At 58.5% G+C, this 16,410-nt stretch carries 14 protein-coding genes; 4 read left to right on the forward strand and 10 right to left on the reverse strand.

Annotated features, from left to right (window positions below):
• The first annotated feature begins 49 nt into the window (after positions 1 to 49).
• From DD236_RS08250 to DD236_RS08260, 3 genes are all read left to right on the forward strand, one after another.
• The gene (locus DD236_RS08250) at positions 50 to 463 is read left to right on the forward strand and encodes a phage holin family protein (protein ID WP_165819866.1); all 414 of its coding nucleotides are present in this window, start codon (positions 50 to 52) and stop codon (positions 461 to 463) included.
• Positions 460 to 759, forward strand: coding sequence for a DUF3618 domain-containing protein (locus DD236_RS08255; RefSeq protein WP_165819867.1), 300 nt, complete (start codon positions 460 to 462; stop codon positions 757 to 759). The genes DD236_RS08250 and DD236_RS08255 overlap by 4 nt, the downstream gene beginning before the upstream one ends.
• 199 nt (positions 760 to 958) lie before the next feature.
• The gene (locus DD236_RS08260; RefSeq protein ID WP_109093898.1) at positions 959 to 1,168 is read left to right on the forward strand and encodes a DUF3073 domain-containing protein; all 210 of its coding nucleotides are present in this window, start codon (positions 959 to 961) and stop codon (positions 1,166 to 1,168) included.
• A 241-nt stretch (positions 1,169 to 1,409) separates the two neighbouring features.
• Here DD236_RS08260 and purM read toward each other — a convergent pair whose 3' ends face one another.
• The 10 genes from purM to purD all read right to left on the reverse strand — a co-directional run bounded on the left by purM (position 1,410) and on the right by purD (position 14,926).
• The gene (gene purM, locus DD236_RS08265) at positions 1,410 to 2,534 is read right to left on the reverse strand and encodes a phosphoribosylformylglycinamidine cyclo-ligase (RefSeq protein WP_279322860.1); all 1,125 of its coding nucleotides are present in this window, start codon (positions 2,532 to 2,534) and stop codon (positions 1,410 to 1,412) included.
• Positions 2,531 to 4,108: an amidophosphoribosyltransferase gene (locus DD236_RS08270; protein WP_109094097.1), complete on the reverse strand. Its 1,578-nt coding sequence runs from the start codon at positions 4,106 to 4,108 to the stop codon at positions 2,531 to 2,533. The genes purM and DD236_RS08270 overlap by 4 nt, the downstream gene beginning before the upstream one ends.
• A gap of 182 nt (positions 4,109 to 4,290) precedes the next feature.
• Positions 4,291 to 4,674, reverse strand: coding sequence for a sterol carrier family protein (locus DD236_RS08275; RefSeq protein WP_165819868.1), 384 nt, complete (start codon positions 4,672 to 4,674; stop codon positions 4,291 to 4,293).
• Between the two features lie 93 nt (positions 4,675 to 4,767).
• On the reverse strand, positions 4,768 to 7,353 hold the full coding sequence (locus DD236_RS08280) for a 5'-nucleotidase C-terminal domain-containing protein (RefSeq protein ID WP_109093899.1): 2,586 nt from the start codon (positions 7,351 to 7,353) through the stop codon (positions 4,768 to 4,770).
• A 441-nt stretch (positions 7,354 to 7,794) separates the two neighbouring features.
• On the reverse strand, positions 7,795 to 9,135 hold the full coding sequence (gene gdhA, locus DD236_RS08285) for an NADP-specific glutamate dehydrogenase (RefSeq protein ID WP_109093900.1): 1,341 nt from the start codon (positions 9,133 to 9,135) through the stop codon (positions 7,795 to 7,797).
• A 135-nt stretch (positions 9,136 to 9,270) separates the two neighbouring features.
• Positions 9,271 to 11,616, reverse strand: a complete 2,346-nt coding sequence (gene purL / locus DD236_RS08290; protein ID WP_109093901.1) for a phosphoribosylformylglycinamidine synthase subunit PurL — start codon at positions 11,614 to 11,616, stop codon at positions 9,271 to 9,273.
• A gap of 11 nt (positions 11,617 to 11,627) precedes the next feature.
• The gene (gene purQ, locus DD236_RS08295) at positions 11,628 to 12,323 is read right to left on the reverse strand and encodes a phosphoribosylformylglycinamidine synthase subunit PurQ (protein ID WP_109093902.1); all 696 of its coding nucleotides are present in this window, start codon (positions 12,321 to 12,323) and stop codon (positions 11,628 to 11,630) included.
• Positions 12,320 to 12,577, reverse strand: coding sequence for a phosphoribosylformylglycinamidine synthase subunit PurS (gene purS, locus DD236_RS08300; RefSeq protein WP_109093903.1), 258 nt, complete (start codon positions 12,575 to 12,577; stop codon positions 12,320 to 12,322). The genes purQ and purS overlap by 4 nt, the downstream gene beginning before the upstream one ends.
• A gap of 139 nt (positions 12,578 to 12,716) precedes the next feature.
• Positions 12,717 to 13,628, reverse strand: a complete 912-nt coding sequence (locus DD236_RS08305) for a phosphoribosylaminoimidazolesuccinocarboxamide synthase (protein ID WP_109093904.1) — start codon at positions 13,626 to 13,628, stop codon at positions 12,717 to 12,719.
• Between the two features lie 23 nt (positions 13,629 to 13,651).
• Positions 13,652 to 14,926: a phosphoribosylamine--glycine ligase gene (gene purD / locus DD236_RS08310; protein WP_109093905.1), complete on the reverse strand. Its 1,275-nt coding sequence runs from the start codon at positions 14,924 to 14,926 to the stop codon at positions 13,652 to 13,654.
• A 544-nt stretch (positions 14,927 to 15,470) separates the two neighbouring features.
• Between purD and DD236_RS08315 the strand changes: the two genes are divergently transcribed.
• Positions 15,471 to 16,304, forward strand: a complete 834-nt coding sequence (locus DD236_RS08315) for a hypothetical protein (protein ID WP_109093906.1) — start codon at positions 15,471 to 15,473, stop codon at positions 16,302 to 16,304.
• The last annotated feature ends 106 nt before the right edge of the window (positions 16,305 to 16,410 follow it).

Raw genomic sequence — 16,410 nt, forward strand, 5'->3', positions numbered from 1 at the left:
CACAAGCTGCATCAAGCGGCGCAGATGAATTGAAAAGGAGTTGCTGAGCGTGGAGAACCAGACACCATCCGAATCAGCAAAATCTGAACGAACGATCGGGGAACTGATCTCGAAGGTTTCAGAACAGATCTCTTCGATTGTGCGCGATGAAGTAGAGTTCACCGTTCTCAATCTCAAGGCGAAAGTGAAGAAGCTCGGCTTGGGCGGCGTCCTCATGATCGTTGGGCTTGTTCTGGCGGTCTTTGCGTTCAACCTGCTCCTGTTCGCCGGAGTGGCTGGATTCGCGAACATCGTCCCATGGTGGGCCGCATTCCTCATCGTTGCGGGTATCCTTCTGCTGATCACGCTCATCCTCGTGGGCATCGGAGCGATCTTCTTCAAGAAGTCCCAGAAGGATGTTGTTGACCCTAAGGGCGCGATCGATCAAGACATCGCGACCATTAAGAAAGGATTAGACAAGTGAGCCCCGCCAAATCAGGAGACGAGATCCGGTCCGCTCAGCAGATTGAGAATGACATCAAGAGACAGCGTGAGGATCTAGAGCAGACGGTTAACGAACTGGCCGGGCGGCTTGATCCCAAGAACCTCGCTCAAGATGCGCAGGAGCAGGCCAAGGAGAAGGCAACCGAAGCAGCCGGCGCAGCGAAGGACTTCCTTGAGGAAGCGAAGAAGGGCAACCTTCTCAACATCGCAGTTCTTGCCGGATCAGCGGCGGCCTGCCTCGGAGTTGTGATCCGAAAGGCGCGCCGCAGCAAGTAAGCGATGGGTGGGCGTAAACTGCGCGCCCACACGGTTTGAACGCTTCCGTCTCAACACATGGAACATGCAAGATGTTGTCTGTACCATGACGGGCCGCGTAGCGTCAGCCGCTATATTCGCGGTAAGGTATACGCGAGAACGGATATGTCCATGGGGGATCTTTACGATTACCCCACGAAGAGATGAAGGGGGTCGAGCCATGGGGCGCGGCCGTCAAAAGGCTAAACAGCGCAAGGTAGCCCGAAATCTCAAGTATTACACTCCGGAGACTGATTATCAGGCCTTGGAGCGTGAGCTCAGAGGTCAGAAGGCTTCTGAGGAAGACGAGGATTACGAGGACTACTATGACGTCCCTTCGGCAGAAGATGCCTGGGATGAAGACGAGGATGGTTCGTCGAAACCCTCGTGACAACGATTTGTGATGTGTGGGAGCAACTGGAGTTGCTCCCACATTTCGTTGTACGTCCCTAGCGCTCAGAGATTAGACGCAATCTCGGGCAACGACGACGAATCCCCACTTTCGTACCCAATTCAACGAGCACGTGTGTTCCACCGTGAGCACACCCGGAAAATCGAACGTGCTCACGGCACAATGGGCGTGCTCACCACAACCTGGCCGGGTGCAGACACGGGTTCGATAGTTGCCCGCATCAGGCAAGGGCGTAATCCCCCGAGATCCGCACTGACCCAGCGCTCACGCCCTTGGTGCCAGATACGGTTCTTGTGGTGGTGTGGGCGTGAACGGGGAGAACGTCGTCGTTATTATCTACAACATCCCCAATAACCCAAGCCTTCACACCGGACTCTTGGCAGGAGCGAAGCGCGCGATCAACCGCGTGCTCGGGCACAACGGCGATCATGCCGACTCCTAGATTCAAGGTGTCCTCAAGATCCTCCCACGAAGCGCTACCCAGCCGACCAAGCACTTGGAACGTGACGGGGACGCGGATACTGGAACGGTCCACGCGCGCCTGGAGTCCTTCTGGAATCACGCGCGCAAGATTGGCCGCGAGTCCGCCACCGGTCACGTGGCAGTAAGCGTGGACGTCTGTAGCCTCGGCAAGCGCGAGGCAGGCCGTGGTGTAGAGGGCGGTTGGCTCAAGGAGCTCCTCGCCCATGGTCCGGGCAAACTCCTCCACGTGATCTTCCAGGCCGATTCCGGCGTCAGCCACAATCTTGCGCACGAGCGAGTACCCGTTGGAGTGCAGCCCGGAGGAAGCTATAGCCACAAGGGCGTCCCCGCGCCGGACACGGTGGGCGCCGAGCATGTGATCCGCCTCGACCACGCCGGTGGCCGCGCCAGCAACGTCGTAATCTTCGGGCCCCATGAGGCCGGGATGCTCGGCCGTCTCCCCTCCCAGCAACGGCACGCCCACGTATTCGCAGGCCTCGGCGATCCCGCGCACAATGGCTGCGATGCGTTCGGGAACAACCTTGCCGCACGCAATGTAATCGGTCATGAGGAGCGGCGTAGCGCCAACCACCACGATGTCATCTACCACCATCGCCACAAGATCCTGACCGATAGTGTCGTGGATATCGAGCGCCCGAGCGATCGCAACCTTGGTCCCCACGCCGTCCGTGGACGTGGCCAGCAGCGGCTTGCGGTAGTTCTTCAGCTCGGAAACGTCCACCATCCCGGCGAACCCGCCCACTCCCCCGAAGACGTTAGGCGTCATGGTGCGCGCAACCGCGGCCGTCATGAGTTCCACGGCGCGGTCTCCGGCCTGAGTATCCACTCCGGCTTTGGCGTATGCGTTAGGCTCTGTGTTCACAAGTTCACCGTTTCGTTGTTGGATGCGGGGGCCGATCCCGCGGGGTAGCTGCCGGTAAAGCAACCGATGCACATGCTGTCCGGGCTCTGTCCCGTCGCTTCGACCATGCCATCAAGGCTGATGTAGCCCAGCGAATCAGCGCCGATGGATTCGCGGATGCCTTCCATAGTGAGATCATTGGCGATCAGTTCTTGGCGCGTTGGGAAATCGATACCGAAGAAGCATGGCCAGCGCACGGGCGGCGCCGAAATCCGCACGTGGACTTCCTTGGCTCCGGCACTGCGCAACATTGCCACGAGGGCCCGTTGCGTATTTCCACGGACAATAGAATCGTCGACGACGACGAGCCTCTTCCCCTCAATCACCTCCCGCATCGGGTTGAGTTTGAGGCGGATCCCGCGCTGGCGTGCCAATTGAGTGGGCTGGATGAATGTGCGCCCCACATAAGCGTTCTTGACGAGACCCTGACCGTAGGGAATACCCGAGGCCTGCGCATACCCGATAGCGGCCGGCGTGCCAGATTCGGGCGTGGGCATCACGAGGTCCGCCTCCACAGGGTGTTCACGGGCCAGCACGCGGCCCATCTGCGTGCGTGCCGAGTTCACCATCGTGCCGTTGATCGTGGTGTCTGGGCGTGCCAGATACACGTACTCGAACACGCAGCCAGCACGCGTGGTGGGAGCCCAGCGGCGAGAGCGCACTTGTCCGTCCGCCGTGATAATCACCAGCTCGCCGGGTTCTATCTCGCGGACGAACTCTGCTCCCACGATGTCCAGTGCAGCAGTCTCGGATGCAACAACCCAACCCGCGACCGCTGTGGCAGCGCCGCCGCCATTCGCCTTTTCGCCCCCATTGCCGTTCGCGGCTTCGTTTGTTTCCGCGCTCCCATTACTGCCCGCGGCCCCGTTCGCGTCATTGCTCGCTTTCTCGGGTGTGACCAGCCGACCCAATACGAGCGGGCGGAAGCCGTGGTGATCCCGCGCCGCATATAGCGTGGATTCGTCCATGAAGGTGAGGGAGAAGGCGCCCTTGAGCTGAGGACATACTTCAAGAGCTCGCTCTTCGAGTGAGGATGCCTCTGTGGGCAAGCCAAACATTGACGTGATGACGGCTGTGTCAGTGGAGCTGCCGTTGCCGAGTGCGTCGCGCAGGTCCGTGCCCGATGCGGCGCGCACGCCAGCCATGAGATCTTCGGTATTCGTTAAATTGCCGTTATGGGCTAAGGCGACAGTGCCGAACGGCGTTGGCCCAAGCGTTGGTTGGGCATTCTGCCAGGATCCTATGCCCGAGGTGGCGTAACGGACATGGCCGATTGCCAGGTCCCCGCGCAACGTTGCGAGATTCTGATCGTGGAACACCTGAGAAACGAGGCCAAGCTCCTTATACACAAGGATCTGCTTCGTATCCGATACCGCGATGCCCGCCGCCTCTTGGCCGCGGTGCTGCAGTGAGTACAGACCGTAGTAGGCCAACTGACTGACCTGTTGGCCCGGCGCAATCACTCCGAATACGCCGCATTCATCTTGCGGCTTGTCCTGCGGGAAGAGCTCAGCGCTTAGGCGCCCATCAGCAATCACTCATCCATGTTCTCACATCGCGGGTGTTTTTCGAGATCTGTCCATCCACTATGTGGAAGCGCTACTGAATTCCGTTGGGCCTGGCATTATCTCACCTGCACTTTCCCCAACACAGTCTCACCAGCTCGCTCTCACGAGCGCCTGAGAGTTGCGGCCTCACCGGATGGCAGCCTGCGATCTCACCAGCGGGCAAGCGTCGCAGCATTGAACAGAGGCAAGAATTCGTGCAGATCGGCGCGGATCCCCGAGGCCGAGATACTCGCGTCATCCTCTGCCTGCTCCCATGTCATTTCGCCGATACAGAGCCCAAGCCACGTCGCAGTCTTCATCTCCACCACATTCGGCGGTGTTCCACGCCGGTGCTTCGGCCCCTCAATCGCTTGGACCGCGCCGGCGAACGGCACACGAATCTCCACGCTGTGGCCTGGATGGCGCTCAGCCATCTCTTCGAGGCAGAAGCGGGCCGCGACCTTGGCGTCGGAGCGCGTTAGAACGGCAACACCGTCTCGCGCTGCCTTCCCGAGGAGGGGCATTCCATCATCTACGCTAATTCGCCGAGCCATGGCCTCCAGCCTACCGCGGGTGACATGCGAGAGGGCGGCCGATATGGATCCGCCGCCCTCAGGCTTCAACTATTCAGTTATGGCTATTCTCGGTTACACCTGATCGGTCTTGCGGCGGGCAACCAGCACGCCACCAGCAGTCACGAGCAGGAGCGCCACAACCACGAAGCCGGCAACATTTGCACCGGTGTTCGGAAGATCCTCACCGGGCTGCGTTGTGGAGCCGTCGGATGGCTGACCAGAGCTTCCGTCAGAGGCCCCATCAGAAGGACCCGTGGTTGGCTGACCAGTGGTCGGCCCATCAGTGGGCTCCTCCGTAGGCTCAGGGTCAGGCTCTGGCTGGGCCAAAGGCACGAGACCACCAGGAATCTGGAAAACTGTCGGACCCGCAACAATCACCATTGCATAATCTTCATCGTCAGATACGGCTGCCCGTGCGAGTTCACCTGCATCGGACTGCCCATAGTCGTCAGGAACTGTCAGTTCAATAGAGGCTTGACCCGTCTCATTGAGGTTCGGAGTCACCGTGTTGTCCAGTTCAACTGAGGCCCACTCCGTAACCTCAGGATATTCCTGAGTCTCAAGTGGTGCCTCATCCGTTGGTACTAGAGCAACTTGAACCGACTCAGGCAGTGGTTGCTTGTTGCCCTGATATGTCATGGAAAGTGAACCAAGGTCAAGTTTTGCAACCTCGCCTGCAGCGATTTCCTCGTCGCCGCTGATAGCTACGCCACGCTGCATGTAGTCAACGACGTAGCCTGGATTATCCCCTAGGAAAATGTTAAAAACATCGTTATCAATAATGCCCGTATCCGCGTGGTTCTCCCCATCCTTGAGAGTTTGGAAACCATCAGCTCCCTCAAGCAGGAATGCATTGGACGCCACCGTGTACTTCTTAGAAGTGTCGTTCGGGACAAGCTCATTATTGACATATACATCTTTAACATGCTTCACGTAGTTTGCTGCGTCAGGGTCAACTCCCTCAACGTTCTCATAGGGGGCACATAGATCTTCATCAGTCTTGTAGCCATCTGCATCGTATGTATAGCTGATGGAATCAGACAGTCCGAGCGCCAGCATGTCACGGGAAGTCTGAGTACATGGGCTCTTCCATTGCTGTTCGAGCATCGTATAAATCTGCGCACCGGAGATCTCGACTGTGCCATAGGTATTTCCAAATGGTTGAGCAGAGAACGATTCTCCCTTAGTAACTTTGCCATCGTTATTCGGATCAATCTCCGCACGAACGCCACCCGGATTCATGATTCCGAAATCTGCTGGCTTGGCCATAGCCTGTGAGTACTCATAGAAGCTCTGCGCAATAAGGTTACCCGCAGTCATCTCACTGCCACGGTTGGCACCAAGGTCAGTTCCATTGTTGGTCGCGCGGTCCGCACCACCGACGATCGCCCCCACTGGTTCCTTACCTAGTTCGTCAGCATCCTTGAGAGCGGTCAGGTAGTCATCACAGATATCGTCATTTACCACTAGCTGATCTGATGTAGGAGGCTCTGATTCATCCCACGCAGGGTCGCCCTTGCAGTACATCTCTGGAACGTCGACCACCTTCGCAGTGGCCGTTACATTGTCTCCATCAACCGTTACTTCAATATGTCCAAAAGATTGCCCAAATTCACCGGTTTCGATTGCCGGAGCTCCTGAATCGGTTTCATCCGTATCTGCGATGTGGTGAGTATGACCGCCCACCACCGCATCAACGTGTTCGCCTACACCTTTTGAAACCCCCACTGTTTCATGGATAAGCGCAACTACAACGTCAGCTTCGCCACTCTCCTTGAGTTCCTTAGCTTGCTTATCAACTGCAGATACCGGTTCTTCGATGGTCAGCCCGGCAATCCCCCCAGGTGAAACGAGCGTGGACAGCTGATCAGTCACAGCCCCGACGTAAGCGACCTTAACTTCTGATTCTCCAGAGCCATAGGTCTCAATAACGTAAGGTTTAATCGCTGTGTCTTCATCCATGCCCTGAACATTTGCTGCGGCATACGGATACTTAGAAAGACCCGTGATTCGATCCTCGAAATCGCGGTAGCCTTTATCGAATTCATGGTTTCCGGCCGAAGACATCTCAAGGCCCATTTTACTCAAGATTGCCATGGTCGGTTCATCTTCGGCAATGGCGGAAACGTATGCGGAACCGCCAACTAGGTCACCGTTACCAACAAATCCTGTGTAGTCAGGATTACCTGCCTCGATTGCCTTGACCATGTTGTCGAGCTGAGGAGCATTTTCGATATGCCCATGGAAATCGGAGATTGCCACGATATCTAGCGTGATCGGATCGTCATCCGCTTGTGGACCGACCTTGGCATTCCTAGATGCTAAAGACTTGCTAGAACCTGTGGCCTTGGCAGCATCAGCATCTTCATCAGTGGTTTCGGTGGATTCTGGATCGCCAGCTACTGCATCGTCGCCAGATGCGTCTTCACCAGTATTGGCGTCATCGGCATCGGTGGAAGGTGAAGGCTCTGGCGATTCGGTGGGTTCTGCCGGTGCAGTCGTTTGGTTTTCTGCGGGATCGGCGGTTACAACTTCTGTCGGAGCCGGCGTTGGCTCCTCATCGGCGGAAGCAGGCAGTGCCGCCAGTCCCATTGCACTGAGCGCAAGCGCAGCAACGGCACTGACCGAACCGCCCGCACGCATTCTTGCGCGGGACATATGGTTCCTTCACGTGAAAAATTACGGACCATCTAAGGCTAACCCGTCCACGTGTTCTGCGCCATATCAATTTGCTATGTGGGAGCATAACGGCTCACTAACATCTGATAAACCGCGGATAACTCAGCTACTTTTCCGCGTAAATTCGCGGTTCAGACAAGCATCAAAATCGGCACCCAGCATAGGTTGTACCGTATCTCAGATTTCGTTAAGGTTTCACGATGCTACAGTGAGGGTCCAAGCAAGGTGGCTTGCCGAGTCACTTCACCCAAATGTTTGACGCCAACCCGGTTCTATTACTAGAGGCATGGCACAATCTTGAAAACGACGACGGAGCCCCACCTCCGCACAAACCTACCGAAGTGGGTACGTACGTAAGGGAGGCTCCGTCGTCGGAAAACTTCCAATCAGAGATTTGGCACACTCTCTGAGTTTGAAGAATTAGCAGATGCCCTGCTCCACCATGGCGTCGGCCACGAGGCGGAACGAAGCGACGTTGGCACCAAGCACGTAATCGCCTGGCTCCCCCATCTCTTCTGCGGCCTGCAAGCAGGTGTCATGAATGTTGATCATGATCTCGTCCAGCTTGTCAGCCGTCTTCTCGAAGGTCCACTGCTGACGTGCGCTGTTCTGCTGCATCTCCAGTGCAGAGGTTGCCACGCCGCCGGCGTTGGCCGCCTTGCCAGGGGCGTACATGATTCCGGCGGTATTGTAAATGTCGATTGCCTCAGGCGTGGAAGGCATGTTCGCGCCCTCGGCGACCAGCTGGACGCCGTTATTCGCAAGCTTGCGAGCATCGTGGCTGGTGATCTCATTCTGGGTGGCGCATGGCAACGCCACCTCGCCTTCTTCGATGGCCCAGACCTTCTTGCCGGAGCGGAAATCGGCACTGCGGCGGCGTGATACGTAATCGGATACGCGCCCGCGGCGGACTTCCTTGATGTCCTTGAGTAGCTCAAGATCGATGCCGTCCGGATCGTACACGGCGCCAGATGAATCGGAAATGGATACGACCTTGGCGCCCAAAGACTGGGCGCGTTCGATCGCGTAGATCGCCACGTTGCCCGAACCGGACACGAGCACGGACTTTCCTTCGAGCGATTCGCCCTTGTTCTCCAGCATTGACTGTGCGAAACGCACAGTGCCATACCCGGTGGCTTCGGGGCGAGCGAGTGAACCGCCCCATCCAAGCGACTTACCGGTGAGCACACCGGCATCGAAACGGTTCGTGATTCGCTTGTACTGGCCGAACAGGTAGCCGATCTCGCGGCCACCCACACCGATATCTCCAGCCGGCACATCGGTGTTAGGACCGATGTGGCGGTATAGCTCCGTCATGAAGGACTGGCAAAAGCGCATGACCTCGCCGTCGCTCTTACCGTGCGGGTTGAAGTCTGAACCACCCTTGCCGCCCCCAATCTGCTGGCCAGTCAGGGCGTTCTTAAACACCTGCTCGAAGCCCAAAAACTTGATGATGCCCAAATTGACGGACGGGTGGAAACGAAGGCCGCCCTTGTACGGCCCAAGCGCGGAGTTGAACTCCACGCGGAAGCCCCGGTTTACGCGAACCTGACCCTTATCATCTACCCACGGCACACGGAACATGATTTGACGCTCGGGTTCGACTAGACGCTCCAGCACCGCGTAGTCCCCGTATTCCGGGCGCGAGGTAATAACCTTGCCCAGCGATTCGATCACTTCATGAACGGCTTGGTGAAACTCAGGCTCCACGGGGTTGCGCGCAACCACTGTTTCATAAACGCGTTCTAGATGGTGATCCATGGATGTCTCCCTCAGTTACCGCGTGAACGCCAAATTGCGCACACGTTACGGGTATTTTTCTACATCAGTGTCAAATTCAGATGTAACCCTGTCCAGAATAAGGAACGCGCCTAGGGCTCCGCTACCTTTCCGTCACTAATCGAAGATGTCGCGCAGCACAGAATCCGACTCTCCGGCTAGCTCCTCCACATCGAATAGAATGGTGTCGCTGCCCGACCATCCGGCCGGTTCAGCCGGACTAATCGTCAGCAGCTCCCCGCCGGTGGTCCCCACACGGACCATCTCAACGGCCTCGGCCTCCGCGGCAGCACTCACCACTCCAAGCAGGTGCTCGGGCACTTCCAGCAGCACGCGTGCCTGAGATTCGGAGAACAACGCGGTGAAGGAATCGAGACCGTCGCGATCGCACAGTGGCCGCAGATCAATCGATCCACCGATCCCTCCGTTTACTGCCATGTCCACGAGGCCTTGTGCCAATCCTCCTGATGAGAGATCGTGCGCGGATTCGATCACACGCCCAAGCTCCCCCGTCTCCGCCTCATGCAGAGCTAAGAGCACCCGCCCGAGCGCCATTTCCTCCTGCAGATCCACCTTCGGCGGAACCCCTCCCAGATGGCCGTGAACAACGCGCGCCCACGCGGAGCCATCAAGCTCCTCATACGTCTTGCCCAGAAGAACCACGGCGGAATCCTCACGCTGGAACCCGGAGGGAGCGGCCTTGCGCACGTCTTCCATCACGCCCAGCACGCCCACAACGGGAGTCGGATTGATCGAGGAATCAGGCTGGCCCTTAACAGTCCCAGAGGAATTGTAGAGCGAAACGTTGCCGCCGGTGACGGGAACACCCATCTCCTTGCATCCGTCGGCCAGCCCGGTCATGGCTTCAACTAACTGCCACATCGCATCGGGATCCTCAGGATTGCCGAAGTTCAGGCAGTCGGTCACGGCCAGCGGGCGCGCACCCACGGTGCACACGTTCCGGTACGACTCCGCGAGCGCCTGCCGCGCTCCCTCATACGGATTGAGCTTGGTGTACCAGCCGTTCGCGTCCGTGGATAGGGCGATGCCACGCCCAGTGGTTTCGTCTACGCGAACCACTCCGGCATCATCAGGCTGCGAAAGTGCCGTATTCCCGCGCACGAACCGATCGTACTGATCGGTGATCCACCCCTTGCTGGTCTGGTTCGGATCCAGAACCACCTTGCGGATCAGCTCGGTCAGTTCCTCCACGGACTTGGCGCTTTCCAGCTCGCCCGTCCCGTTTTCTACCAGTTCGTCCTGCCAGTCTGGCCGGGCGAAGGGCCGATCATAAACCGGGCTGTCCACGGCAACAGTCGCGGGATCAACGTCTACGATGCGCTGACCGTGATGATCAATCACGAGCCGGCCATCGCCAGTGACCTCGCCGATCACCGAGGTCTCCACATCCCACTTGCCCGTGATAGCCATGAACGCTTCCAGCTGAGCCGGAGTCACGATAGCCATCATCCGCTCTTGGGACTCTGACATAAGGATCTCACCGGCGGTAAGCGAGGGATCGCGCAGCAGCACGTTTTCCAGATCCACACGCATGCCCGTTCCACCGTTCGCGGCAAGCTCGCTCGTGGCACACGAAATGCCCGCCGCACCCAGATCCTGGATGGCCTCCACAACACCAGCGTGGAACAGCTCCAAGCAGCATTCGATGAGCACCTTCTCCATGAAGGGGTCGCCCACCTGCACGGAGGGACGCTTGGTGGGCATGCCCTCTTCGAAGGTCTCGGAAGCAAGGATGGAGGCACCGCCGATTCCATCACCGCCGGTGCGCGCTCCGAACAACACCACGAGGTTGCCCACACCCTCGGCGTTAGCCAGATGAATATCCTCGTGGCGCATCACGCCGATGCACAGTGCATTGACCAGCGGATTTCCCTGATAGGACGGGTCAAACTCCGCCTCACCACCAATATTCGGTAGGCCGAGGCAGTTGCCGTAGCCGCCCACGCCAGCCACCACGCCGTGCACGACGCGCGCAGTATCCGCATGATCCACCGCGCCAAACCGAAGCCCGTCCATGACGGCTACCGGCCGTGCACCCATCGCGATGATGTCACGTACGATCCCGCCCACGCCCGTGGCCGCACCCTGATAGGGCTCCACAAAGCTGGGGTGGTTATGCGATTCCACCTTGAACGTGACGGCCCAGCCGTCCCCGATGTCCACAACCCCGGCGTTCTGTCCCATGCCAACCAGCAGGTGCTCGCGCATCTGGTCGGTAGTTTTGGCCCCGAACTGCTCCTTCAGGTGCTTCTTCGAGGACTTGTATGAGCAGTGTTCGGACCACATAACGGAGTACATCGCCAGCTCCGCGTTGGTGGGGCGGCGGCCCAGAAGCTCGCAGATCCGCTCGTATTCTTCGGGCTTGAGACCCAGTTCCGCAAACGGCATCTCCTGATCTGGCGTTGCGGCAGCATCCGTGATCGTATCGTAGAACTGTTCCATGAATACTCCCTTTACGCGGCTAGAGCGGATGTGAGCACGCTCATGAAAAACTTGAGACCGTCGGTGCCCGCGCGAGGACCGGATGCCGATCGGACGCCGAATCCGGCTTCTACAGCATGCTCCGGGTGCGGCATGAGGCCAACCACGTTGCCGCGCGCGTTCGTGATTCCGGCAATGTTGTTCATCGAGCCGTTGGGGTTCAGTCCCGCGTAGCGGAAAACCACGTGCCCTTCGCCCTCCAGCTCCGCCACCGCTTCTTCACTGGCCTGAAAGTTGCCCTCCCCGTTTTTCAGGGGGATCGTGATGGTTTCGTTTTCGCTAAAGTTCCGCGTCCACGAGGTGGAGTTATTAACGACTGCGAGCTCCTGATCCCGGCAAATAAACCTCTGCTGCGAATTGCGAATCAGCGCGCCGGGCAGTAGATGAGACTCGCAAAGTACTTGGAAGCCGTTGCAGATGCCCAGCACGGGAAGCCCCTGATTCGCCGCGTTCACCACGGAATTCATCACGGGGGCCAGTGCGGCGATCGCGCCACAGCGTAGGTAATCGCCGTAGGAGAATCCGCCGGGCAGCACTACGGCATCCACGCCGCGAAGCTCATCCGAGGCGTGCCAAAGGGAGACGGGTTCGCCGCCCGCTAGGCGGATAGCGCGTGCGGCATCGTCATCGTCTAGCGTTCCCGGGAAGGTCACAACTCCGATCTTCACCGGCCAGCCTCCGCATCGTAGACAGCCACAACGTCCTCAATGATCGGGTTCGAGAGGACCGATTCAGCGGCTTTCGCAGCGTCTTCGAGCGCCTGCTCGCTCACGGGCCCGTCCACGGTCAGCTCGAATCGCTTCCCCTGACGAACGTCAGTGAACGTCTCGATTCCCTGACGCGGCAAGGCGCCGCGCACGGCCTTCCCCTGCGGATCAAGAATCTCTGGCTTTGGCATGACTTCTACAATGATGCGCCCCACTCGGGAACTCCTCATCTCGCTATTTGGGCGAAGATCGCCGCTAACATGTCCATTTTATGAAACATATGTGGTCTGAGACCACTCTGCTCGCCTTTTTCGAGTGCGAGGATGGCCACTGTTCGTCGTCGTCGTTAAAAAACTATTGCCAATGGCGCCCGGTCAAGGTCTCGTACGCTTCGATGTAGCGATCCCGAGTCTTGGCAACAACTTCCTCGGGCAGCTCAGGGGGCTGTTCACCTGAATTGCGGTCCCAACCAGAGGCCGGGGATGTGAGCCAATCGCGCACGAACTGCTTATCAAGCGAAGGCTGGACGCGGCCGGGTTCGTACTTTTCCATGGACCAGAAACGGGAGGAATCGGGGGTGAGTACCTCGTCCGCCAGAATAATATCCGGTTCGCCGGAATCGGTGGAGCGCCCGAACTCGAACTTCGTATCCGCGATGATGATGCCGCGTTCGGCGGCGATTTCGTGGGCGCGCGTGTAGAGCTGGATGGTCTGGAGGCGAAGCTTGCGGGCGTCCGATTCGCCGATCCGCTTGCTCATCTCCTCAAAGGTGATGTTCTCATCGTGTTCACCCAGCTGCGCCTTGGCCGCGGGCGTAAAGATCGGGGAATTGAGGCGGGAGGCCTCCGTGAGGCCGTCAGGCAGGGGAATACCGCAGACTTCGCCGGTGTCCTTGTATTCGGAAAGGCCCGAGCCGGAGAGGTAGCCGCGCGCCACACACTCTACCGGGAACATATTGAGAGTTTTAGTGATCATCCCGCGGCCAGCAACCTCTTCCGGGACGTCCGTGGAGATCAGATGGTTATAGGCAAGCTCCGAAAGCTGCTCGAACCACCACACGGAGAGCTGCGTGAGGATCTTGCCCTTGTCCGGAATCTGAGTAGGTAGCACGTAATCGTAGGCACTGATTCGATCGGAGGCCACCATAAGATAGGTGTCCGCACCTCGGTGGCTCGAGGCGTTGGCCGGAACGTAGACGTCACGCACCTTCCCTGAATACACGTGCGTCCACGAAGCGATCTGCCTAGTGCCTGTGTGCTCACTCATCGCTGTCACTTTCCCTTTCGGCGTTATGCGCCAATATCTGTTCGGTAGTGAGATCCTTCGAGGCCGATCTTTCCCATCGCCTCGTAAGCTTTAGTACGTGCCTCTTCTGGCTGATCCGCGTGCGCCACAACTGCTAAAACTCGCCCGCCGGCGGAAACGATACTGTCCCCATTGGCACCGCGCGCCCTCGTGCCGGCGTGGATGATGTCTATGCCGGGCAGTGCCGAGGCCGTGTCAAGGCCTGTGATGACATCCCCTGTGCGAATCTTGCCGGGGTACCCGTTAGCGGCCAGCACTACTGCAACGGCGGCGCCATCACTCCACCTCAGGGGCGATCCGGTGAGGCGGCCTTTCGCAGCACTGAGAAGAAGTCCGCCAAGAGGAGTCTTCAGGAGGGGCAGCACCACCTGCGTCTCGGGATCGCCGAATCGCACGTTGAATTCCACCACACGTAGGCCACGCGAAGTCAGCGCAAGGCCGCAGTAGAGCAGCCCAATGAAAGGAGTTCCGCGATGGGCCAACTCATCAACAACCGGCTGGGCAACTCTGGCAACAACGTCTTCCACCAGCCCGTCTGGCGCCCAAGGCAGCGGGGCGTAGGCGCCCATCCCTCCGGTATTGGGCCCCTGATGGCCATCGAATGCACGTTTAAAATCCTGAGCAGGGGCAAGTGGAACCACGTTTCGGCCGTCGCATACACAAAACAGTGAGATCTCGGGGCCGTCAAGGTATTCCTCGATCACCACGGCAGGTTGCCCCTTAGTGGAGCGATCGCCTTCCTCTTTGGCAAGGCAGGCCGCTGCGTGCGACACAGCCTCTTCGCGATCAGAGGTGACCACCACTCCCTTACCAGCGGCGAGGCCATCATCCTTGACTACATAGGGCGGGCCGAAAGTATCAAGTGCATCAGCCACGTGCTCCATCATGGTGCATACACGTGCCATAGCCGTGGGGACTTCAGCTACCGCCATAATCTCCTTGGCAAAAGCCTTCGATCCTTCAAGGCGGGCAGCTTCTTCACCAGGGCCAAACACCGGAATACCCGCGGCCCGCACCGCATCGGCCACGCCCGCAACCAGCGGAGCCTCAGGGCCGATCACCACAAGGTCTACGCCGCGCTCCTGAGCCAGTTCGGCGATCGCCTCTCCGTCCAGAATATCCACGGGCAGGTTCTCACCCAGCTGGGACGTTCCCGGGTTTCCCGGTGCAATAAGAAGTTCAGTGAGGTTTGGATCGCGGTTCAGGGCAACTGCCAACGCGTGCTCACGGCCGCCGGAACCAATCAAAAGGATCTTCACACCCCAAGCCTATGCGAGGCCGCATTGTTCCATCATCTGTTTCAAGATTTGGATGCGAGTTGAGGCGATTTGTCTTTGCATCCGAGAAGGGAGAAAGAGACAGAAAGATGGCGGACCAACATGGAGTAGAACCTTAAGTGATAGTTATGCTATGAGGAACGCACATTCCTTATGGGGATAGTAACCGGAAGATATGCGGATATTCAAGAGTGAGCAGTGCGCACGCAACACTGGCAGTTAGGGTGAAACTCTCGTGCCGTCGATTGCGACACTTCGAAGGTGGAGAGGGTGGAACGAGGGTGTGTAGAAGACTGCACAAGGTAATGTATTAAGCGAAATAACATGCTAGGATGGTTGGACTAGATCGGTTATCTGTCACAAGCGGAAGGCGATTACTCTCATGCGAACCACCATGAAGCGCATCTACCATTTCCTCGCGGCGCACCGCCGCTCAAATCCCCGTTCCCAATGGGAGCCGCGGATCATGCCCGTGTTCATGCACAGGCCCTCGCCCACACTCATTCGCTAGCTATATAGTTGCGCCATGGTACTTCATGGCGCAACTGGTCCCCTCGAACCACCCCAAGCCCAACTCTCCGATGTCACTTCGGTGCTGAAGAACATCGCTGAAGATCCCGGACGTGTGTTGGTCAAAGCCGAACTCTCTTACCCTGCCGTATGCATAGACGGGCGGCCATACCGCACCGAACCGGGACTTCTCCCCCAGTCCGCCGGCGGAACTCTGACCACATGGGCCGTAGACCTGCTGCTAACCAAGCAATTCCAGACTAGGAGCCTGATCGAGTGGCTCACGCACGCCTGCGAAGCGCTAGACCAATCTAATCTTCCCGTGTCCGGGCATCGCGCTGATAGCCACGGCGAAGGCGCTTCCGGATGCGGGGCCGCCGATAGCCTTGGGCCCGTGCTGGAGATGCTCGCCCGTAATCCGTCGGGCGTCAGGGGACTGCTCGAATATTGGGGTATCGATGCCGGCCTCGTTCCCGGCTCTGTCTTTGCCGAAGCCAGACGCCTCTCCACAGAGCTTCCCGCGGGTGCCGAACTCATCAACATTTTCGATATTCATGGGGACATCCCCACCGTAACGGGAGCCCACTGCGAGGTTGCCATCATCGCGAACACGCGCCAGGAACACGTAGTTGGGAGGGCAGCGCTCTCACGCGAGCTCGCCACGGTGCCGGGCGCCCAAGCCTTCTGCGTGGACCTATGGGCACTGCCCGCTATCGGGCACTTCCTTGCCCGAAAAGGCGCCGGGATTCTGACGTATGACAATGAGCAGATCACGGCTGTAGCTGCGGCCTTCAACGCGGCGGCCCTGCTGGTCCTATGTGGTCCCAGCGCCCCAGTTGTGGTGTTGTAAAGAACGCCAGCGTTCCAAATCTTGCGTCAATTCTTCGGATTACAGAACCCGAAAAGACCGAGATTGCGTCAAGACTCGGGTTAACGAGCCTGAAGAAGGACTACGA

It is taken from the genome of Ancrocorticia populi, assembly GCF_003123745.1.
GTDB lineage: Bacteria > Actinomycetota > Actinomycetes > Actinomycetales > Actinomycetaceae > Ancrocorticia > Ancrocorticia populi.